This window comes from Sulfurimonas sp. NW9 (assembly GCF_051132275.1).
Lineage (GTDB): Bacteria > Campylobacterota > Campylobacteria > Campylobacterales > Sulfurimonadaceae > Sulfurimonas > Sulfurimonas hydrogeniphila.
Genome location: NZ_CP093236.1, coordinates 399,637 through 419,077, shown reverse-complemented (window position 1 = coordinate 419,077; position 19,441 = coordinate 399,637). Strand labels below are relative to the sequence as shown.

The window sequence follows — 19,441 nt, the reverse complement described above, 5'->3', positions numbered from 1 at the left end:
AATGAGTAAACGAAGTGATATGACAAACACACACAACTGGTCTGGACAAAAATTAGTTTCAACAGACTATTTGCTTTTCGAAGCTCCTAGAGAGAAACACTTCATGACTGGTTCTGAAGTTTTAAAAGAAGCAATGAAAAGATGTACGGTAGATGCCTCGGTATCCTACCCAATTACACCGCAGTCAGAAGCAGCACACCTTATCGGTGAATTATGGGCTGAAGGGTATGTCGGTACTTATTTTAGAGGGGAAAACGAATTTGGTGTAATGTCTGAAGTTGCAGGCTGTGCAATGGCAGGCGCCAGAACAGTGACAACAACTTCCGGACCGGGAACACTCAGAGCGATGGAAAACTTTCCTCAGTGGTCTGGAACAAGAATCCCCTGTCAACTGGTTTTAATGGCCCGTGGTATTAACTCGCCACTGACTATTCAACCTGACAACCTGGAAGTTTCTTTTATGCTTGAAACCGGATGTATGATTTGGTATGCTGAAAATGTTCAAGAACTTTTCGATATGTCAATTGCAGCATTTACAGTAGCTGAAAAGCCTGATGTACATGTTCCGATTATTACAGTTGTTGACGGTTTCTTTGTATCACATACAAGAGAGGCAGTTATGCTTCCGGCTGATGATATAGCATTAGAGCCGTATGATCCGTACAGAGCTCCGTTGCCTCCGATTGATTCTGAAACACCTCCGGGACGTTTCTTAAGAGATCCATTTGTAATGAAGTCTAACTATATTTCGTATGCAACACACGCTTCTTGGCAGTGGGAAGTACGATCAGCGGTAGAGCGTTCACGCCCTTATGCAGAGCATTACTTGAAAGGTCTTATTCACATTACCGGTGAAGATGATGCAGAAATTGCATTCGTAACATGCGGAACGGCATCAAACCAGGCAAAAGAAGCACACAGAGAGCTTATGAAACTTGGTATCAAAACAAAAGTTATCAAGCTAAGAACAATCAGACCTTTCCCTGCGAAAGAACTTCTTGCGGCTGTTGAAGGTATCAAACACATATTTGTACCTGAATTCAATGTTGTCGGATGGCTGGAAAAAGAAGTAAGAAAAGAACTCTACAACAAGTGTGAAGCAGACATTATCGGCGGACCGAGAGTCGCTGGCGGTATGAGTATGCCTGCTGAAGCAATTATTGCGGAAGTAATGGAAAAAATCAACCCGGGAAAAGGAGCATAAGATGGCATTAGATATCTATAAAATAAATCCAGAATTTCGTGATATTATGCCTCAAGAGATTATAGATCTTGAGGAAAAAGCTACATGGTCAGTCAAAATGGACAAACCACGTGGTATCAAGGAACTTCCTGACACAAAAGAGTTGCTTGAAGAGCATTCACTCTGTGCCGGTTGTCCGGAAGCGGCTGCTCTGAGATATGTATTATCTGCACTGCCAAAACCGGAAGATACAATTATTGTAAACTCTACGGGTTGTACATCTTTAATGTTCCCGCATATCGCGCTTCATACTGTGCACTCACTTTTTGGTAACCAAAATGCGGTTGCATCAGGAATCAAAAGAGTGCTTGACTGGAGATTTCCGGATATTGAGAAAGATGTTGTTGTTTTAGCCGGAGACGGTGCTACTGTTGATATCGGTCTTGACTATACACTTCAGTCTTTCTTTAGACAGGAAAATATCACTACAATCTGTTTTGATAATGAAGTCTATGCAAATACCGGAGGACAGGAGTCTGGTGCTACAGCCAAAGGACAGGTCTTTAAAATGGCGCCTCTTGGTAAAAAGTTTGACAAAGTTCCTATGTGGGAATTGGCAACGACTTCAGGATGTCACTACTCTGTAAACATGACAGCTTCTGCTCCAAAAGCAGTTGCCAAAGCAGTCAGAGAAGCGATCTTGGTTGCAAGAGAAATCGGACCGACTTTCCTTAATATTTACACACCGTGTATTCTTGAAATCGGTTTAAGTGCAAATGAAGGCCTTGGTGAGATGAAAGATCAGGATAAAGACAGATTTGCATCTTACAAACATGTTTCACCAGAAGCAGAAGAATTTTTGAAAAAATGTAAAGAAGAAGGGCGTATATAATGGCAAAAGATTCAATAAAAATCAGAATGCCTGGCCTTGGCGGCCAAGGCGCGGTAACAGCAGCACACATTGCTGCTACAGCTGCAGATACAGAAGGTTACTATGCTGTATCAAATCCGTTTTTTGGTGCTGAAAAGAGAATGGCGCCATCTGAAAGTTATGCAAGAATAGGGACAGTGCCTATTTATGACAGAGGGGAAGTTATTTACCCTGATATCATTATGATTTTTCACCCGCAGGTTATTACTATGGGTAAATCATACACAATGCCTTTTTATGCCGGTATCAAAGAAAACGGCCTTGTAATCATCAACAGTGACAGAGATCTTTTGACTGATGATGATAAAAAAACATTGAGTGATTTGAATGTAAAAGTGCTTACAAAAGACTTTACTCAGTTTGCTATTGATATGGCAGGAACTGAACTTGCAACAAACATGGCAATGCTGGGTGCACTTTTTGGAGCTTTGGGCACTGTAAGCAAGCCGGCTATTGAAGAGGGAATCAAAGACAGATTTCTGAAAAAATATACAGCTTCCGGCGGTACAGCTACACTTGACTCGGTTATTGAGAAAAAGTTCAAGAAAAAGAAAGAACTTATTCAAAAAAATCTTGATACTGCTTCAGCAGCATTTGACTTGACAGTTGATTGGTGTAAAGAAGTCGGATTTGAACAGATTTTAGAATCTCCAAAAAAATAGTCATAATGTAACTACTGTTATTCAACACAGTAGTTACTTTTTCCAAAATATACTATAATACTCCAGAACAATTTGTTCTATACAAACATAATTCCATATCATTAAAGGAAGATCCCATCATACAGTCATTTATAATTACAGGATTTTTAGGTGTTGGTAAAACTACCATGCTTACAAATACTGTCAAAAAATATTTTAAAGATAAGAAAATAGCAATAGTTGTCAATGAATTTGGTGATGTAGGAGTTGACAGTAAAATTCTTACAAATGTACACAGTGAGGTACTTGAAATTTCCGAAGGGTGCATTTGCTGTAAATTGGCACAGGAATTTGAAAGCGGTGTGAGTGAAATTATCAGCAAATACAGTCCTGACATAATTTTTGTAGAAACCTCCGGTGCATCAGAACCTTTTCCGATTTTCCTCTCTTTGCAGAACCTCGGTATATCAATAGAGGGCATTATATGTGTTGTCGATGCAAAAAACTTTGATACATACAAAGAGAACTCTACCGCAAAGTATCAGTTGGGCGGTTCAAACATTATCATACTCAATAAAGTCGATTTGGTAACACCTGCACAGCTTGAAGAAGTAAAAAAAGAGGTTATACAGATTAAAGAAGAGTATAACATTAAAAACAATCTCACAGGAGAGACAGTATTTAACAACTATATGATTCATTATGCCCAGCAGGGTCTGGTAAACAAAGAGGTATTTGAAGGCGTTTATAAAATAGATGAAGTCATCGGCCTGGCAAAAGACTACAAGCATCTTGATCATACCGGCAAAGACTCTATCACCCAAAAAGTAGCCTATCTCAAAGACAATGTGGCATTTAATGATATAGACCAGCTCCTCAGTGCCCTTCCTAAGAGCATCTACAGGACAAAAGGTATTGTAAAAGTGACTGATGTAGCCAATCCTATATTTATCAATTACTCCTTTGGTGATGCCAGCTATGAAGAGTTACCGGAGTATAAAGAAAAATCACTCTTAATCTTTATCGGTGAGAGCATAGAAGATGATATAAAACTACTCAGTCAAAAATTTCCTTTTTTGGTTCTTCCCCAATTCAGTATAAATAAGTAATTTATACTGTGTAAATTCTACACACCTCTCTTTGTGCTTTCTCTCCTAACTCCCTGCAGATACTAAAATTCCAATAGCGTCTACAGGGGAAATAGGCGAAAAAGTTACAGAATTTTTCCAAAAAATTAATCTTGATAAATTAAATAATTTTTTTATGTTTACTTTAAGAGTAAAGACAAAGAGAAATTATACCCCCTGTAGCCTCCTATATGCGGAGCTCTGTTTTCCCTGCTTATTTGGAATCCTTATCTTATAAATAATAATATAAAATGCTAATAATAATAATTCGCAAATTCAACTAGATGAAAGAAAATAGTCTTAAGATTAAAACATAGTTACTAAGCTTAACTGCGTGTTAGGGCATTTCGATGTAATTTATCGAAACTTTTTCGTATTCGTACTAAATAAGGAGGTAACAATGTTAAAAAAAGTAACAGAAGGTCCGGCTGGGTATATGCCTCAATCGGCACCATATATGGGAGTTGAACTTGCACCTGAAGGGCAGGCTTTGCTTTATGGAAATAAAGTAAGTGAAGAAGAGGCTATGAGAGATGCAGCAAGAGCATTGCTGACTCGAGATAACCCGACAATTTTCCCTGGTCCACAAGTATTATGGGACTGGAAAGATGATGTAGCTGCAAAAGCAGAAGCGCTTTTAGAGCTGGCGTCTGAAATTCCAAACTGTAAAATTATTCCAATGCCGGATTACAGACCAAAGTATCCAAAAATCGATGTGAAGGCAGAGATTAATCCTAATCACCCTAACCTGACGATTTTGGATAACAAGATCAAAGCGTGTGTTTTTGTCGGTGTACACTGTCACTATGCAAATCTTACTCTTAGAATGATACGTGCAGGTACTGACTGCTACACTGTAGCATTATGTGCCTATATGGGTCATGAAGAGGCTATGGCATCAATCAGAGACCTTCATGCAGACGATATTCACAAATTTAAAGAATTGTGATTGAAGAAAGAAACAAACTAGGCATTGAGTGGGAAACTACTTTACCACCTGAAAATCCATCTTTACCTAAAGAAGATTTGACTACATTATCACCTGCTGATTATGGTGAGTACAGAAGTCTCATCATGACAAGAAAAGGTGAACATGTTACTGAAGTTGAATAAAGGAGATAATCAATGAGTCCAAATCCAGAAAAAAAATTAGAAAAAACATTAGTAGATATTAACTATCTGTTAAAAGAAGCTCCGAGAGAAAAGCACTTTATCACAGGTGCGCAGGCAATGGCAGAAGCTGTTAAAAGAGCAAGTGTTGATATGGCAATCGCCTACCCTATTACACCACAGTCAGAGGTAATGCACCTTGTAGGTGACATATATGCGCAAGGCCACATTAAAGAGTACTACAGAGCTGAAGAAGAGCTTGGTACCATGTCTGCTATTGCAGGTGCTGCAAGAGCGGGTGTACGTCTTTTTACAGCTACTTCAGGACCGGGACTGCTTCGCGGTTTGGAAGCTATTGTTTCTTGGCCAGGTCACCGTGTTCCGGCTGTCCTTGGAATATTGACACGTGTTATCAATGCACCGTTGTCTATTCAGCCTGATAATATCGAAATGGCATATATGATGCATTGTGGTGCCGTAATGTTACATGCTGAAAACCAGCAGGACACATTTGACTTCACTTTGGCAGCCTTTGCTATTGCTGAAAAAGTTGATGTATACATTCCTGTTGCAGTTGCTACTGAAGGTTTCTTCGTAACACACGCAAAAGGTTATGTTGACATGACTCCGGAAGATATGGCACTGATTGAATTTGATCCGGTAGCCGCACCGGTTCCTGCGATGGACAATGAAACTCCACCTGCAAGAATCCAGCGTGATGCTCCTGTTCAAAAGTCAAACTTTATGTCTTACCTGATTCATGCTGTATGGCAACAGGAAATCTGGGATTCAAACAAACGTGCAATGAAATATATCTATGAATATCTTGGCGGACCGATTGAAGTGAAAAATCCTGAGTCTGAAGTATTCCTTATCGCTTCTGGCTGTGCAGCTGCACAGGCAAGAGAAGCATGGAGATATGCACAGGAAGCAGGTTTAAGCGTCGGTTTAATCAAAGTAAGAGCTATCAGACCGTTCCCGATTGATGAGATCAGAGATGCAGTGAAAAATGCAAAATCTATCATCGTCCCTGAACACAATATTATCGGCTGGTTATGTAAAGAAGTAAAAGCGGCGATTCCAAATGGCGGAATTGTTACAGAGGGACCAAGAGTATACGGTGGTATGACACTTCCGGTTGAGTTGATTATGAAAGAAATTCATAACTCACTTGGCTTAGAATACGACCTAAAACTATAAAAAGGAGATAAAATGAGTTTAAAATATATAACTCCGGCAGAGAGATTTAAAAAATATCTACCAAAAGATTATGTAGAGCTAGTTGACTACGGTCCGTTTGGAAAAACACAAGAAGAAGCCGGACCAGGTAATATGGGGCAGTTTAAAGAGCTCGTTGAAGAGCATCCGATGTGTTCTGGTTGTTGGATGGCATACTATATCAGACTGATTTTTGCTTCACTTCCAAATCCGGAAGATACAGTAACACTGGGTACAGCCGGTTGTGGCCGTTTGGCTATTTCTCAGGCTGCGGTACCGTTTATTATGGAAACTACGGTGACCAAAATGCTATGGCATCCGGATTGACACGTGCGTTCAGATTACGTTTCCCTGACAAAACAAAAGATGTTATTACTATTGCCGGTGACGGCGGTACTATGGATATCGGTTTTTCTATGACTATGCACTCATGGATTCGTGGCGAAAAATTCACGACTATCATGCTTGACAATGAAGTTTATGGAAATACAGGCGGACAATCATCTGGTATGTCTCCAAAAGGTGCTGTTCTTAAAATGGCTCCAAAAGGAAAGACTTCGGCAAAATGCCTGCAACAGAGCTTGCCAGAGCAGCCGGTTGTGTCTATACTGTAAGAATGTCTCCGACAAACATCAAAAAAGCGGCTAAGATTATCAGACGTGCAATCTTTGTTGCAAGAGAAGTCGGACCGACATTTATTCATGCTTATACATCATGTAATATTGAATACTCTATTCCTACACATGAAGTGTTTGCTGATGCAAAAGCACAGGAAAAAGATCGTTTTACATTTGAAGAATACATGACTGATGAAGCAAAAGAAGTCATCGAACGTGTAGAAGCTGAAGAAAAAGCAGCAAGAATGGCAAGAAAAGCTCAAAAAACAGAGGCGGTAAATTAATATGGCTGATAAAACAAGAAAAAAAAGATATAACATACGTATTTCAGGGCTAGGCGGACAAGGTGTTGTAACTACAGCACACATCCTTGGTTCAACAATGGATAATGCAGGTCAATATGCATCTTTGGTACCGTTTTTTGGTTCTGAAAAAAGAATGGCACCTGTTGAGGCTTATGTAAGAGCTTCAACAGAGCCGATTTATGAAGTTGGTGAAGTTGTATATCCTGATATTATCATGATTTACCACTCACAGGTTGTAACACACGGTAAGTCTTATACAATGCCGTTTTATACAGGTCTTAAGCCTGACAGTTTGATTATTATCAACTCTGAAGTAAATGTACTTGATGAAGATGATGTAAAAGTTTTAAAAGACTTAAGAGCTACTGTTGTTCAGTTTGATGCAACAAAACTTGCACTTGATACGGCAGGAACAGAGCTGGCAACAAATATGGCAATGATGGGTATGATGCTTGGACTTATAAACCTTGTCAGTATTGAAAACATTGAAACAGCGGTAAAAGAGAGATTCCTGGGAACATCATTTGTATCTTCAGGCGGTACAGCGATGCTTGACTCTGCAATAGAGAAAAAGTTTAAGAAAAAAGAAGAGTTACTCCAAAAAAATATGGATGTAATCAGCAAGACTTTTGAAATGGCAAATTCTATCGATTTGGATACTGCTGATTTAATTATTAAGTTCGACATATAAAAGGATAATAAATGTATTATGTAGCAAAAGTTAATTCTGACATGTGTGCCGAGTACAAGTGTAATACCTGTACTCTGTATTGCCCGGAAGCCAATACACTCATGTTTGATAAAAGCGGAAATACATCTTGGGTTGATGTAGACAGATGTAAAGGGTGTGCATTATGTGTGTACGTATGTACTGATATGCTCAATCGTGATTGTATTACGATGGAAATGCCTAACGTCGAAGCAGTATAATTTCTGTATATATAGGTCATCCTTTAGGGATGGCTTATACCCTCTTAAAATTTAAAAAATCTTTTATTATTTATCCAATTCCTTATAAAAAGTTACTTTTAGACAATAATGTTAAAATAATATAATTAAAAATCAAAAGGACCATAGTGGAAGTTTCAGTAAAAAAAATCGATGATATTAACTTTATCTTGAGTGGTACGATCGAAAACAATATAATAGAAAACAAAGTGGCAGAATTTAAAGAAAAATTAACACAAAAGACAAATAACGAGACGTCAAAAAGTGAAAATATTGAGCAGGAAGCAGCAGGCGAAGTTTTCAAAGAGTTCATCAATACCGGCATCAAAAAAGCAAATATAGACATAGATACTATTTTGGGACAACCGCTCCTGAAAAAATATGAACAGCAGGAGAACAATGTCTACTTCGAGGTCGCGCTCTCAACAAGTCCTCAAATCAATACAGATATAGACTATAACGATATCATCCCCGACTTCACAAAGCCAAAAGCCGATCCTGCAGCAGTGGAGGCAAAACTTCAGGAGTTTGCACAACAGCAGGCTCCCTTTACCAAAATAGACAAACCGCGGGCAGTAAAAGCAGGTGATGTTGCTGTCATCGACTTTGCCGGTTCTATTGATGGTAAACCGTTTGAAGGCGGCAGTGCCGAAAAATTCAACCTGAAAATCGGATCCCAGTCATTTATTCCGGGTTTTGAAGAACAGATAATCGGAATGGAGTATGGCGAGGAGAGAACCATTACCGTTACCTTTCCGGCAGATTATCAGGCAGAAGATCTCGCAGGGAAAGAGACTAAATTTGATGTCAAACTTCATGAAATTCAACAGCAGGAAGCCCAAACACCCGATGATGCTTTTGCCCAAAAAATTCTAAGCGATCCCTCGGCAACACTTGACACACTCAAAGAAAAATTTGCAGACCAGATTATATCCGAAGAACTTTCACAACTGTATATGCAGGAGCTTAAGCCAAAAATAATAAATGCTTTAAATGAAAAATTTGATTTCACACTGCCTGAGAATATCGTCGAGCAGGAGATAGATGCAAAAGTGCGCGAAAAAACAAAAAGCTACACAGAAGAAGAGCATAAACAGTTCCTTGAAGACAAAGAGAAATTTCTTCAGCTAAGAGAATCTGTACGTGAAGATGCGAAAAGAGTTGTAAAAACTGCCCTTATCGTTGAAGCTTTGGCAAAAAAAGAAGGAATAGATGTTCATATACAGGAAGTGCATGCCGCACTTGGCTATCAGGCAATGATGACAGGCCAGGATGCCCAGGAACTTGTAAAGTACTATGAAGAGAACAATCTTATGACATCTGCAAAAATGGGTCTTACCGAAGATAAACTTTTTGGAAAACTCCTGGGGTTTCATAATCAGTAAAGATCCAATGATTCAAAAAATCTGGGACTGGGCTGATAAAAACAATATATCCGATTTAGAGTGGATAGCGCATGATTCCTATCTCAAAGGTGGCTATTTCAGAGGACTTCCGAGAGACAAAGAGTCATTGCTCGGACTGCAGGAGCTCAATCTTCTTGGCAGTCAGCTTTCAGACTTGCCGCCGGAAATAGCCTGTCTTAAGAATTTAAAAAAACTTTATATGCTGGGAAACCGGTTGAGGAAACTGCCCCCGGAGACAGGTCTTCTGACACAGCTTGAAGAACTTTATCTTGCAGGGAATCAATTGGAAGAACTGCCAAAAGAGATAGGGTCTTTAAAAAATCTGAAACTGCTTCTTTTGCAGGAAAACAGACTCTCATGCATACCAAAAGAGATCGCTTCGCTCAAAAATTTAAAAACATTGGAACTGGGCGCAAATCAGCTTTCATCCCTTCCTGCTGAAATCGGACAATTGACAAATTTAACCAAGCTGACTTTCTGGAAGAATCGGCTGAGCACCCTGCCTGACGAGATTGAAAATCTGCTAAACCTGGAAGAGCTGGACTTCACTTACAACAGGCTTTCATTAACCCAAGGGCATGCCCAGTGGCTGGACAGGCTTATGCAAAAAGGCTGTTGTGTTTCTATATAAACAGGTGGCTCTTGTCAGGATTTTTTTCCTGATATTTGACAATATACGAACATTGCGCCACAGCTTTTTTATTCTCTTTTTCTATCTCTTTGAGCACATCTTCAAGCAAAGCTTTTGCAAGACCTTTTCCCGCCAGTTCTTGCGGTACAATAGTATGTGTCAAGTGCATCTTGCCATCCTGATCATCATATGTTATATAAGCTACATGTCCCTCTATATGGTATTCGTATCTGCACTCATCTGGATTGTGAATTAAAGTATTTGACATCTCTTTTCCTTTTTTTTCTATAATTTTATCATGCTAAATTTAAAAAGAAACTACCCTGTCAATTACATAAATTTCACAACCTTTATATAAGCCTAAGAAATGAAGATGTTTTCTTCTTTAACTTCAAATTACTGTAGTTTTATCTAAAATACAAAAAAAATTATTGTGAGGTACTGATTATATGGCTACTCAAGAAACAAAACGGTATATGGAAATGCAAATGCAGGAGCTTAAAGAAGCCTGTGCCGCAAATGAAGAAGAAAAAAACCCTGCTCCAAAAAAAGCAAACAACAATAGGGACAAAAATGCTGAAATTGCAAAACTCTATGAAGATGCAGCCGAGTATGAAGAAGATTTAAAAGGCTTTCAAGAAGAACTTGAAATAGTCAATGCAAATGAATTTAAAGATATTCCCGACTTGTTAAAAGAAAAATTCTCAACACAGGAGAGAGACTATGCACAGGAGATAAGAACTCTTTTGGAAGCTACATGGGCACACTATGTAAATGTGGAAAAAACACATCCTCAGGAGCAGCTTGATATTATAAAAACAACTGCGTTAGATGAAATTGTCACAGCACTTGCCAAAGCCTACCCTGATTATGAAGGTGATTTTGAGTCAGATATAAAAGAGATACTTGTCAAGAGATGGGAAATGCTTATAGCAATCAAAAAAGAGCATATCAAAGAAGAGATAGCAGAAATCAAAATATTAGGTCTTAAGCCGAATTATGTCCAAAGAATCTATAAACAGTTTCATGGCATAGAATAAGAAAATATGATGTAAGAGCAGTTTTTCGTTTTTTACACACTTTTGTCATGTTTCAGAAAAAGAGTTCTCATATCTGCATGGATACTGTTAACTTTGCTATAATTATTCTATAGACGATATTATTTCAGGAGAGTTTGTTATGGACACAGTAACGAAAGAAAAATTAGAGAAAGTTGTTACACTGGTAAACAAAGCGATGGTAGATCCGGATATAGATATTGATTATTGTATACCCGGTGTTGAAACAACGGTAAAAGAGTGTGATGTATCAGAAACCCCTTTTGTATTAGTTACCTATGTTTTGGGTGATTACAACAAACATACACGTAAAATTCATTTGGATGCAACCTTATTGAGGGAAACACCCGAGGAGATCGCCAACAGAATAACATTTTCCATTGAAGAGTTCAAAGGTGAAATAGATTCTGTAGAGATGGGCTGATGCCCTCTCTGTTTTTTATTTTACAGTAAAAGGAATTTCATCCAGTGAAAAATCTTTTAATTTGGAAGTTATCCATTCATACTCTTTAGAATTTTCATTGACATAAAAATAAAGTGCTCCGCCGTCTTCGTCATTTTGGACAAGAATATTACTCTCGTTTTGCAACTCCCAGGCAGCCAAGCCTTCATATTGTGTGAACTCTTTTGCAAGCACATAGCTTTGCAGTGTTATTCCTTTTTCCAGTGAATAAAAAAGAAATCTTTTCGAAGCGATATCTGAGACCTTGACAGGAACAGATGCATTTAAATTAAATATTTTGTACTCAAAAGCATCCAATAATTCGGACAAAAACTCTTGACTCCATGCCATAACTTTTTTCATACATTGAGAAGTTTCAGGATCTAAATTGTCTCTGTCCAAATAAAATGTATTATAATCCTTACAGATATTACTGTATTCAATGCCAATGCCTATTTTTTTCAAACTAAACTTCTTTTACCACTTTTACATCATTTCCGACTGCAATTCCGCCGTATTCAAGAGGCGTTACAAAAAGACCGCGTTTTCCTTTTATCAGTGCAGGAAGTTCAGGAGCGAATGCATACAGATACCGGTAATCTTCACACGGCCCGTTAACTTCAAAAAGCATCTCGCCGATCTCTATTACCGAACCTTTGTTGAGATGATACAGGTCAACATCCACGTAAATATCTTCCATTAAAAGTCCTCTTTCAAACACAAGTTCTGCATCTTCTATGATGTCATAACTTTTTTTTGAAACCAAAACCATTGGCTTCACTTCACCGTTGTCATAGTCTCTGCTCCCAACAATTCCGTTCTCATCGCAATCAAAGTCTTCACATTTCATACGATGCCCCGCACGCATCATATCAGGCATCGTCACAAACAACGATAATACTTTTCCCTCTGTCATTTCTTATCCTTCATATCATTATAAAATTTTAATGATAGTAACATAATTTGTCTGTAGCCTTATTACTAATTTTAATTAGATAAATAAAATAATAATAGATAAATTCTCTACTGCGTGCTGTAAATAAGTATATATCCGACCAAAAGCCCGCCAAAAGTTCCTATCAAATACCCCATTATTGCCATCAGTACACCTATACTTACAAGTGCTTTGTTGTAAGTTGCCGCAAGAATTGGTGCCGAAGCCACACCGCCTATGTTTGCCAGAGAGGCAACCGAGATACTGAATAAATCGAGCTTGAATATTTTTGCCCCTGCCACCATTATCAATGCATGCACAAGCAAGACGGCAAAACCGGCAAAAACATACATGCCAAGACCACTGAAGCTTTCTATGACAGCACGAGAACCTATCAGTGCTATTAAAATATAGAGCATGGTTGTTGCCACTTCGTTTGAACCGTTTATAAACCGTAATTTTGTAAAAGAGCCGAGCACCCCTAAGAGTGTGGAAAAAACAACAATACTTGTCGTTGTATTGAGTATCACCAATTTTTCGGCTATTATCTGAGAAAACAGAGATGCTCCGAGTGCCAGAAGAATTAGGAGCCAGTATCTTTTAGCACCCACAGAACAGGCACAACCGATTTTATCCAGATAGGCAAGTTTTTCTTCACTCTTTGTAAACCTGTTGAATATTTTTGCAAAAGGGACCAAAAAAAGCAAGAGCATCACCCATACAGTATAATTGACACTGTCCACAACAAGAGCATAGGCAAAGGCATCTTCACTTACATGTAAAGCACTTCCGACAGCGATCATATTTGCCGTACCTCCCATCCAACTCCCTGCGAGTGCGCCAAATGCTGCTGCTGTTACTTTGTCAAACCCAAACAAATATGCAACGGCTATAAAGGCAAAAGCAATGGAAAAAACAGCTAAAACATAAGCGATCAAAAGCGATTTTTTGAGCTTGAAAAAATGCTTAAAATCCACTTCCAAAAGCATCAAAAAAAGCATTGCCGGCAGCAGATTCGTTTTTGTCAGTCTGTAGACAGCTGTAATCTCCTGATTTTGCGCAAACACTCCCGAAGAGGCAAGCAGCATAGAAAAAGCATATATCAGCACAACAACAGGAATATACTCGAAAAATTTGTGTTTTGTTTTGATTTGTGCAAAACTGAGTGCTGCTACAAGTAAAGCAAGTGTAAAAAGATATACCAAAGGAGAGTCAATCAAAGCTTTAACCTACTTTTTCATTAGTATATCATATAATAGCGACATGGTAAATCAAAGCAAATTAGCCTGGGGTTAAAACCTCACTGCCATTAAGTTGAGAAAATTAATGCTTTCTCGGAACCGGTACTTCAGTGCCGGCTGTTGCAATAGTCTTGCCACTTTCAGCCGGCACTGAAGTACCGGTTCCAAATAAATGCTTAACTTAATGGCAGTGAGGTTTTAACCTAGGTTCCAATATGCTTTATAATATAATTAAAAGTGAAACTCTGATGGCAAAAAAATATGTGATTTTAGATACAGAAACAACAGGCACAAATGAAGAAGACAGAATAATTCAACTCGGTTATATGGTTTTAGGCACAAAAGAGATAGAAGTGCATAACGAATTTTGTTCTGCTGATATTGCTATAAAATACGGTGCGATGGAAGTGCATGGGATTACGCCTGATTTGATTGAAGGCAAGCCGCCTTGTGTAGAGACACAGGCATACAAAAGACTTCTTGAATTAAATACTGCAGAGAATTATCTCATCATTCACAATGCCCCTTTTGATATAACAATGCTCGAAAAAGAAGGCTTTGCAACACAGATGAAAGTTATAGATACGCTAAGGGTTGCAAAACATGTTATGCCGGATGAAGAGGCGCACAGACTGCAGTATTTTCGCTATAAAATGGAACTCTACAAAGAAGAAGAAAAAGAGGCCGAGGCACTTGGCATCGTTGTCAAGGCCCATGATGCCATCGGTGATGTCCTTGTCTTGAAACTCTTTCTCTCTAAACTCAAAGATATTATCCAGAACAGTTTCCAAATGAAAATCCTGTTGAAAAGATGGTCGATTTAACCAACACTCCTATTTTGGTACAAACATTCAGATTTGGAAAACACAAAGGCAAAAGTCTTGAAGAAGTTGCAAGTGAAGATGCAGGATATCTGCGATGGATGTTGAAGAATATGGAAAATATTGATGAAGATCTGCGCTACTCTATCAACTACTACCTGGAGTCATAAATCCAAACAGTATAAACAGAAAAAAAGCAATAAAACCGCTTATAAGCGCATAAGGGAGTTGTGTCTTTACATGTTCGATTACCTCACAATCACTTGCCAAAGAGGAGATAATTGTCGTATCAGAAATAGGAGAACAGTGATCCCCAAAAACACCGCCGCTGATAACCGCTCCTATTGCCAAAGCCACATCAGCATCCATCCCAACAGCCATCGGTACGGCTATGGGTATCATAATGCTGAAAGTACCCCAGGATGTTCCTGTGGAAAAGGAGATGATGCTGCTGAGCAAAAATATCACACCGCTTAAAAGAAACAGACTCAGAGACTCATTGGCAAGTGAAGCCAGATACTCCCCTGTTTTCAAGTCAACCGTTACTTCTCCTATAGCAAAAGCAAAAAGCAGTATCACAGCAATCGGAAAAAGTTTTTTGGCTCCAATGTAAGCACTTTTTGTATAAGTTTTTACAGACATGTTTTTTGTCCCGACATAATAGAGAAACATTACACTCAAAGTAGCAAGCATTGTATAGTAAATAGAAGTCGAACCGCTTCCTTTGAGCATATTGCCCTCTCCCGTTATGTATAAGAATACAAACACAAATGCAATCATCAAAAAGATCGGGATAAGCATATAATTCATACTCACATGCGCGTTTACATGTAAAGAAGTTTTGGCTAAAGACAGCTTGGCATGTTTCATCGCACCAATGTCAATATTAAACCAAACAGCCAAAAAAGTGAACTAAAGCACTCATGGCATAAAAATTATACATGACGCTATGGAGTAATAAATTTACATTATCACCTTCTATGATGCCTGTTTGTATTTGCGTCGCAATCAGTCCGAGCAAAAGCGCACCCCAGCCATTAAGAACAATTAAAGAGCTGACAGGCGCAGAAGTGGAGTCACAGACAAAAGCCAGTTTGGCATGCGGCACTTTTTCTTTGTCGCAAAGCGGTCTGCCGACAGCTCCTGCTATTAAAGAGGTTATGGAAGATTCTATAAAAATCAATACACCGATAAAATAACTGACAAGCAAAGCGGAACGGGGAGAATTGACAAGTCTTGTTTTTTGGGTCATAAAAGAGACAAATCCGTTAATGCCTCCGCTTTTTTGCATCAACTCCATAACGCTTCCGACAAGCACTGCAAAAGCCAGTGTCTTAAGTATCCACCCTTCACTTAACAAAGAGAAAAAAAGTGCAACTAGAGCATCAGCCGTTGCAAGGAATGAAAAACCATGCAGAAAAAAAAGTCCTAAAAATATACCGCCAGATAAAGAGAGTACAATATTTTTGGTATAGAGCGCCAAAACAATGGCTAACAAAGAAGGGAGAACTGAGAGAGAAGAGAGTTCTATAAGAAGCCTTTAGAATTCCATAGCCAGAAGCATAACACCGGCTCTGCCAAAAATTTCTCTGTACGCATCACACTCTTTTTTATCGACAATTTCAAAGCCGAGTCTTTTGTAAAAAAGTTCTGCTTCCAAAGACCCTATCTCTATAACGGTCTGTACAATACTGTAGCCCTTGAGTCTTGCAGTGAGCAGACTTTTTTGCATCAATGCTTTGAGTACACCCACATCAATAAATCCCTCAAGTTCTTCCATAAAATCAAACATCAATCTGCTTTTGCTTGTATTAAAACTGCATTCATACACAACTTCCAACGGTTTTTGGATCTCATCACCGCAACCTATCTCTTTGAGGGCCTCTTCAAAAGCCTCTTTTGTTGCAATTCTGGGCTCATAGCTGCATAAGCTTCCCACACTCTTTCCGTCCATTTGCGCTATTAAAAAATTTTTGTAATGGCAATGACTTTTTGACTGTGTCTGTGTAAGCTTTTGTAGTTTTTCCAAGACTTCTGTATCATTATCTGTCCCAAAAAGCACATCAAAAAGACCCTTCTTTTTCCCTGCCCGTGAACTTTGTAAAATCATTTGTGCTAAAAAAGAAGCATCTTCAGCCGTAGCCTGTTTTATTTTAAGACTCATTGTTTTATCCAAACTTTAATTTTATCTATTTTACTCTTGACATCGTATAATAGTAATAGTACCATACTTTATGATAAAAAGTTTCTTAATTACAGCAAGTTTGTCAATTTTCTTGTTTTCTTCCCAGCAAATAGTGCTCGTTGTTGCCAATGATATGAACAGTTCATCGGCAAAACTCGAATGTTATGAGGGCTCAAACAAAGTCTTTGAGACGATGAGCGTCAATTTGGGGAAAAATGGATTAGGCTGGGGTGCAGAAAGCAGGGAATTTCAAAAAAAGCCTGATGAAGCGTTGAAATATGAAGGTGATAAAAAAGCACCTGCAGGGATTTTCAGCCTAAGTGCAATTTTTGGTTACGCTCCAAAAAGCAATTATAAAATGCCCTATCTTTATGCTGAGAAAAATCTGATATGTGTTGATGATACAAACTCAAATTTCTATAATCAGATAATTATGGCACAGGGAGATGAAAAAAGCTTTGAATATATGAAACGAAACGATGTCCAGTACAAAACAGGCATAGTCGTTGATTATAACAAAAAGTCAGCAAGAGGAAGAGGTTCATGTATATTTATGCATATTGAGCGTGCACCGAAGAGTCCCACTGTCGGCTGTACTTCCATGAGTGAAAAAGATATAAAAAAGATTGCCGGCTGGCTTGATAAGAAGAAAGACCCTGTTTTAGTGCAGATTCCAAAAAAATCCTCTAAAAAGGTTCTCAAACTTTATCCGCAGCTGAAAAATTCCGAATTGCTCAAATAAAAAGAGGATTACTCCTCTTCTTTAGACATTTTATCTTTGGCTGCAATACCCATAAGTGAAAGTCCTGTTTTTATACTCAACGCAACCATCAGCATGAGCTTTAAAAGCTTTGCTTCATCTTCTGTACCGATCATGCGCACATCATAATAAAACTTATGCAAAGAAGCTGCCAGAGATTTCAGGTAATCAGTTAATTTCTGCACCTGTCTTGTGTTAAAAGCATCTTCAATGATTTCAGGCAGCAAAAGTGCATCAAACAATAGTGTATCTGCATTTTCTCCAAGATTTTTCAAACTTGCATTTGCAATATCCTCTTTGGACACAGTTGCTTTGGAGAGCAGTGTCTGAATACGTGCATGTGCATATTGGATATAAAATATAGGATTCGAGCTGTCCTGTTTTTTAAACTCTGCCAAATCAAATTCGAGTGCGGTATCGCTCTTTTTCGATGCAAAAATAAAACGCAGAGCATCTGCACCTATCTCTTCGACTATATCACTCATAAGTATGACATTGCCGGCACGCTTACTCATTTTATACGGTTCGCCGTCTTTTAAAAGACTTACCATCTGAGAAAGCAGCACTTCAAGTTTTTTTGAGTCATATCCAGATATTCAACTGCTGCCTTCACACGGGCAATGTATCCGTGATGATCCGCTCCCCAGATATTAATATAATGATCATACCCGCGTTCAAATTTTTGATTGTGATAGACTATATCGCCGGCAAGATAAGTCGGGCGACCGTCTTCACGGACAACAACTCTGTCTTTTTCATCACCTTTAGCCTCTGAAGCTATCCAGAGTTTGCCCTCTTTTTCATAAATGCCGTCGCCCATCTTTTGCATCACTCTGCCCCAGTCAGCATACAAAGTTGATTCATACACAAAAGTGTCAAAGAAAATATTCAAATCACCCAAATCTTTGACAATGATTTTCATCACTTCATCTTTTGCCCAAAGCGCCAACTCTTTTTGACGAGATTCATCATAAAAAATTTCTCTGCCGAATTTTTCCATCGCATCACGGGCAAGTGCATCCAAATACTCTCCGCGGTAATAACTCTCAGGATATTCTACCGTTTCATCTAAAAGATGATCTCTTGCATAAAGCTGAATAGAAAGTCCAAGCAGATCAATCTGATTGCCGGCATCATTTACATAATATTCGGCTGTTATATCATATCCGAGATGTTTTGCCAGACGGTACAGAGTATCGCCGTAAACAGCACCTCTTGCATGACCGATATGCAGAGGTCCGGTTGGATTTGCACTGACAAATTCTAAAAGTATTTTTTGGTTTTTTTCCTGTTTTGCAAACTCTGCAGGATTCTCCAAAGCCCAGGAAGCATACTCAGCTAAAAAATCTTCACTTAAACGAAAATTCAAATAGCCTTTGACGGCCTCTACTTTGGAAAATACTTCACTCTCTTCAAAAGATGAAGCCAGTTCATCCGCAATGACCATCGGAGATTTTCTGAGTTCTTTTGCCAAAGAAAATGCTATAGGAGTAGCAAAGTGACCAAAAGAACGATCACGTGGCTTTTCTAAAACAACTTCACGACCTATTTTTTCGCGTAATAACGCCGATACACGTTGTTTCAATGTTTAGGCTTGTGTTGTAGATTTAGGAGTTGATTCAGCAGAAGCTACTTCATCACTTTTTTCAACTTTTTTCGGTGTCTCAACTTCTACTTCATCAACCTCTTTCATTTCTGCTTTGAAGTTTTTGATTCCTTTTCCAAGACCTTTTGCTAAATCAGGTATCTTTTTTGCTCCAAATAATAAAACGATAATTCCGAAGATTATCAGTAGTTCAGTTCCACTAGGCATTCCCATATTTTTTCCTTGTTATAAATTATGTTGTGAAGTATAACTCACATTTGCTGTAAATTCTCTTATC

General features: G+C 38.5%; 24 protein-coding genes and 2 pseudogenes. 17 read left to right on the top strand and 9 right to left on the bottom strand.

The window, feature by feature from the left end; translation table 11 throughout:
• The first annotated feature begins 1 nt into the window (after nt 1).
• The 13 genes from MLC44_RS02460 (at nt 2) to MLC44_RS02400 (ending at nt 10,117) form a co-directional block, all read left to right on the top strand.
• On the top strand, nt 2–1,204 hold the full coding sequence (locus tag MLC44_RS02460; RefSeq protein ID WP_346389318.1) for a transketolase C-terminal domain-containing protein: 1,203 nt from the start codon (nt 2–4) through the stop codon (nt 1,202–1,204).
• A 1-nt stretch (nt 1,205) separates the two neighbouring features.
• On the top strand, nt 1,206–2,075 hold the full coding sequence (locus MLC44_RS02455) for a thiamine pyrophosphate-dependent enzyme (protein ID WP_346389317.1): 870 nt from the start codon (nt 1,206–1,208) through the stop codon (nt 2,073–2,075).
• Entirely contained in the window at nt 2,075–2,776 is a 702-nt protein-coding gene (locus MLC44_RS02450; protein WP_346389316.1) for a 2-oxoacid:acceptor oxidoreductase family protein, read from the top strand. Before MLC44_RS02455 ends, MLC44_RS02450 begins: the two co-directional genes overlap by 1 nt.
• Before the next feature lie 95 nt (nt 2,777–2,871).
• Entirely contained in the window at nt 2,872–3,864 is a 993-nt protein-coding gene (locus MLC44_RS02445; protein WP_418641425.1) for a GTP-binding protein, read from the top strand.
• A 418-nt stretch (nt 3,865–4,282) separates the two neighbouring features.
• Nucleotides 4,283–4,831: a carbon monoxide dehydrogenase beta subunit family protein gene (locus tag MLC44_RS02440; RefSeq protein ID WP_434658335.1), complete on the top strand. Its 549-nt coding sequence runs from the start codon at nt 4,283–4,285 to the stop codon at nt 4,829–4,831.
• Nucleotides 4,828–4,995: a hypothetical protein gene (locus tag MLC44_RS02435; RefSeq protein ID WP_434658332.1), complete on the top strand. Its 168-nt coding sequence runs from the start codon at nt 4,828–4,830 to the stop codon at nt 4,993–4,995. Before MLC44_RS02440 ends, MLC44_RS02435 begins: the two co-directional genes overlap by 4 nt.
• Nucleotides 4,996–5,007: 12 nt before the next feature.
• Nucleotides 5,008–6,192: a transketolase C-terminal domain-containing protein gene (locus tag MLC44_RS02430; protein WP_346389314.1), complete on the top strand. Its 1,185-nt coding sequence runs from the start codon at nt 5,008–5,010 to the stop codon at nt 6,190–6,192.
• A gap of 12 nt (nt 6,193–6,204) precedes the next feature.
• Nucleotides 6,205–6,537: a hypothetical protein gene (locus MLC44_RS02425; RefSeq protein ID WP_434658329.1), complete on the top strand. Its 333-nt coding sequence runs from the start codon at nt 6,205–6,207 to the stop codon at nt 6,535–6,537.
• Nucleotides 6,522–6,824, top strand: coding sequence for a thiamine pyrophosphate-dependent enzyme (locus MLC44_RS02420; protein ID WP_434658326.1), 303 nt, complete (start codon nt 6,522–6,524; stop codon nt 6,822–6,824). The genes MLC44_RS02425 and MLC44_RS02420 overlap by 16 nt, the downstream gene beginning before the upstream one ends.
• Nucleotides 6,776–7,111 carry a hypothetical protein gene (locus tag MLC44_RS02415; RefSeq protein WP_434658324.1) on the top strand — a complete coding sequence of 112 codons (336 nt, stop codon included), beginning with the start codon at nt 6,776–6,778 and terminating at the stop codon, nt 7,109–7,111. The genes MLC44_RS02420 and MLC44_RS02415 overlap by 49 nt, the downstream gene beginning before the upstream one ends.
• A gap of 1 nt (nt 7,112) precedes the next feature.
• Nucleotides 7,113–7,823, top strand: coding sequence for a 2-oxoacid:acceptor oxidoreductase family protein (locus tag MLC44_RS02410; RefSeq protein ID WP_151901052.1), 711 nt, complete (start codon nt 7,113–7,115; stop codon nt 7,821–7,823).
• A gap of 385 nt (nt 7,824–8,208) precedes the next feature.
• Nucleotides 8,209–9,465 (top strand): trigger factor, encoded by a 1,257-nt coding sequence (gene tig / locus MLC44_RS02405; RefSeq protein WP_434658322.1) that lies wholly within the window; start codon nt 8,209–8,211, stop codon nt 9,463–9,465.
• Nucleotides 9,434–10,117, top strand: a complete 684-nt coding sequence (locus tag MLC44_RS02400) for a leucine-rich repeat domain-containing protein (RefSeq protein WP_434658320.1) — start codon at nt 9,434–9,436, stop codon at nt 10,115–10,117. The genes tig and MLC44_RS02400 overlap by 32 nt, the downstream gene beginning before the upstream one ends.
• On the opposite strand, the gene MLC44_RS02395 is transcribed toward MLC44_RS02400, so the two are convergent.
• Nucleotides 10,110–10,385: a GNAT family N-acetyltransferase gene (locus MLC44_RS02395; RefSeq protein WP_346389311.1), complete on the bottom strand. Its 276-nt coding sequence runs from the start codon at nt 10,383–10,385 to the stop codon at nt 10,110–10,112. The two genes, MLC44_RS02400 and MLC44_RS02395, sit on opposite strands and share 8 nt — an antisense overlap.
• A gap of 181 nt (nt 10,386–10,566) precedes the next feature.
• Between MLC44_RS02395 and MLC44_RS02390 the strand changes: the two genes are divergently transcribed.
• Entirely contained in the window at nt 10,567–11,157 is a 591-nt protein-coding gene (locus MLC44_RS02390; RefSeq protein WP_434581074.1) for a hypothetical protein, read from the top strand.
• A 139-nt stretch (nt 11,158–11,296) separates the two neighbouring features.
• Nucleotides 11,297–11,599: a hypothetical protein gene (locus tag MLC44_RS02385; RefSeq protein WP_346389310.1), complete on the top strand. Its 303-nt coding sequence runs from the start codon at nt 11,297–11,299 to the stop codon at nt 11,597–11,599.
• 15 nt (nt 11,600–11,614) lie between these two features.
• On the opposite strand, the gene MLC44_RS02380 is transcribed toward MLC44_RS02385, so the two are convergent.
• From MLC44_RS02380 to MLC44_RS02370, 3 genes are all read right to left on the bottom strand, one after another.
• Entirely contained in the window at nt 11,615–12,082 is a 468-nt protein-coding gene (locus tag MLC44_RS02380; protein WP_434658317.1) for a hypothetical protein, read from the bottom strand.
• 1 nt (nt 12,083) lies between these two features.
• Nucleotides 12,084–12,533 (bottom strand): hypothetical protein, encoded by a 450-nt coding sequence (locus MLC44_RS02375; RefSeq protein WP_434658315.1) that lies wholly within the window; start codon nt 12,531–12,533, stop codon nt 12,084–12,086.
• Between the two features lie 107 nt (nt 12,534–12,640).
• On the bottom strand, nt 12,641–13,771 hold the full coding sequence (locus tag MLC44_RS02370) for a DUF819 domain-containing protein (RefSeq protein ID WP_434637607.1): 1,131 nt from the start codon (nt 13,769–13,771) through the stop codon (nt 12,641–12,643).
• A gap of 269 nt (nt 13,772–14,040) precedes the next feature.
• Between MLC44_RS02370 and MLC44_RS02365 the strand changes: the two are divergent.
• Nucleotides 14,041–14,783, top strand: a pseudogene (locus tag MLC44_RS02365) (exonuclease domain-containing protein).
• On the opposite strand, the gene MLC44_RS02360 reads toward MLC44_RS02365, so the two are convergent.
• The 3 genes from MLC44_RS02360 to MLC44_RS02350 are packed head-to-tail and all read right to left on the bottom strand — an operon-like array spanning nt 14,761 to nt 16,777.
• Entirely contained in the window at nt 14,761–15,516 is a 756-nt protein-coding gene (locus MLC44_RS02360) for a Na+/H+ antiporter NhaC family protein (protein WP_434658312.1), read from the bottom strand. The pseudogene MLC44_RS02365 and the gene MLC44_RS02360 sit on opposite strands and share 23 nt — an antisense overlap.
• Nucleotides 15,500–16,096 (bottom strand): hypothetical protein, encoded by a 597-nt coding sequence (locus tag MLC44_RS02355; protein ID WP_434658310.1) that lies wholly within the window; start codon nt 16,094–16,096, stop codon nt 15,500–15,502. The genes MLC44_RS02360 and MLC44_RS02355 overlap by 17 nt, the downstream gene beginning before the upstream one ends.
• 57 nt (nt 16,097–16,153) lie before the next feature.
• Nucleotides 16,154–16,777 carry an acyl-CoA acyltransferase gene (locus MLC44_RS02350; protein ID WP_151901551.1) on the bottom strand — a complete coding sequence of 208 codons (624 nt, stop codon included), beginning with the start codon at nt 16,775–16,777 and terminating at the stop codon, nt 16,154–16,156.
• Between the two features lie 70 nt (nt 16,778–16,847).
• Here MLC44_RS02350 and MLC44_RS02345 point away from each other — a divergent pair, with 70 nt between their 5' ends.
• Nucleotides 16,848–17,540: a L,D-transpeptidase family protein gene (locus tag MLC44_RS02345; RefSeq protein ID WP_434658308.1), complete on the top strand. Its 693-nt coding sequence runs from the start codon at nt 16,848–16,850 to the stop codon at nt 17,538–17,540.
• 8 nt (nt 17,541–17,548) lie between these two features.
• On the opposite strand, the pseudogene argS reads toward MLC44_RS02345, so the two are convergent.
• A pseudogene (argS, locus tag MLC44_RS02340) lies at nt 17,549–19,143 on the bottom strand (arginine--tRNA ligase).
• Between the two features lie 3 nt (nt 19,144–19,146).
• Nucleotides 19,147–19,377 carry a Sec-independent protein translocase subunit TatA/TatB gene (locus tag MLC44_RS02335; protein ID WP_193151180.1) on the bottom strand — a complete coding sequence of 77 codons (231 nt, stop codon included), beginning with the start codon at nt 19,375–19,377 and terminating at the stop codon, nt 19,147–19,149.
• Between the last annotated feature and the right edge of the window lie 64 nt (nt 19,378–19,441).

Coding starts and splice junctions, on each gene's coding strand:
- MLC44_RS02460 (WP_346389318.1), top strand. CDS start 2: ATGAGTAAACGAAGTGATATGACAAACACACACAACTGGTCTGGACAA.
- MLC44_RS02455 (WP_346389317.1), top strand. CDS start 1,206: ATGGCATTAGATATCTATAAAATAAATCCAGAATTTCGTGATATTATG.
- MLC44_RS02450 (WP_346389316.1), top strand. CDS start 2,075: ATGGCAAAAGATTCAATAAAAATCAGAATGCCTGGCCTTGGCGGCCAA.
- MLC44_RS02440 (WP_434658335.1), top strand. CDS start 4,283: ATGTTAAAAAAAGTAACAGAAGGTCCGGCTGGGTATATGCCTCAATCG.
- MLC44_RS02430 (WP_346389314.1), top strand. CDS start 5,008: ATGAGTCCAAATCCAGAAAAAAAATTAGAAAAAACATTAGTAGATATT.
- MLC44_RS02425 (WP_434658329.1), top strand. CDS start 6,205: ATGAGTTTAAAATATATAACTCCGGCAGAGAGATTTAAAAAATATCTA.
- MLC44_RS02420 (WP_434658326.1), top strand. CDS start 6,522: ATGGCATCCGGATTGACACGTGCGTTCAGATTACGTTTCCCTGACAAA.
- MLC44_RS02415 (WP_434658324.1), top strand. CDS start 6,776: ATGCCTGCAACAGAGCTTGCCAGAGCAGCCGGTTGTGTCTATACTGTA.
- MLC44_RS02410 (WP_151901052.1), top strand. CDS start 7,113: ATGGCTGATAAAACAAGAAAAAAAAGATATAACATACGTATTTCAGGG.
- MLC44_RS02395 (WP_346389311.1), bottom strand. CDS start 10,385: ATGTCAAATACTTTAATTCACAATCCAGATGAGTGCAGATACGAATAC.
- MLC44_RS02390 (WP_434581074.1), top strand. CDS start 10,567: ATGGCTACTCAAGAAACAAAACGGTATATGGAAATGCAAATGCAGGAG.
- MLC44_RS02385 (WP_346389310.1), top strand. CDS start 11,297: ATGGACACAGTAACGAAAGAAAAATTAGAGAAAGTTGTTACACTGGTA.
- MLC44_RS02375 (WP_434658315.1), bottom strand. CDS start 12,533: ATGACAGAGGGAAAAGTATTATCGTTGTTTGTGACGATGCCTGATATG.
- MLC44_RS02350 (WP_151901551.1), bottom strand. CDS start 16,777: ATGAGTCTTAAAATAAAACAGGCTACGGCTGAAGATGCTTCTTTTTTA.
- MLC44_RS02345 (WP_434658308.1), top strand. CDS start 16,848: ATGATAAAAAGTTTCTTAATTACAGCAAGTTTGTCAATTTTCTTGTTT.
- MLC44_RS02335 (WP_193151180.1), bottom strand. CDS start 19,377: ATGGGAATGCCTAGTGGAACTGAACTACTGATAATCTTCGGAATTATC.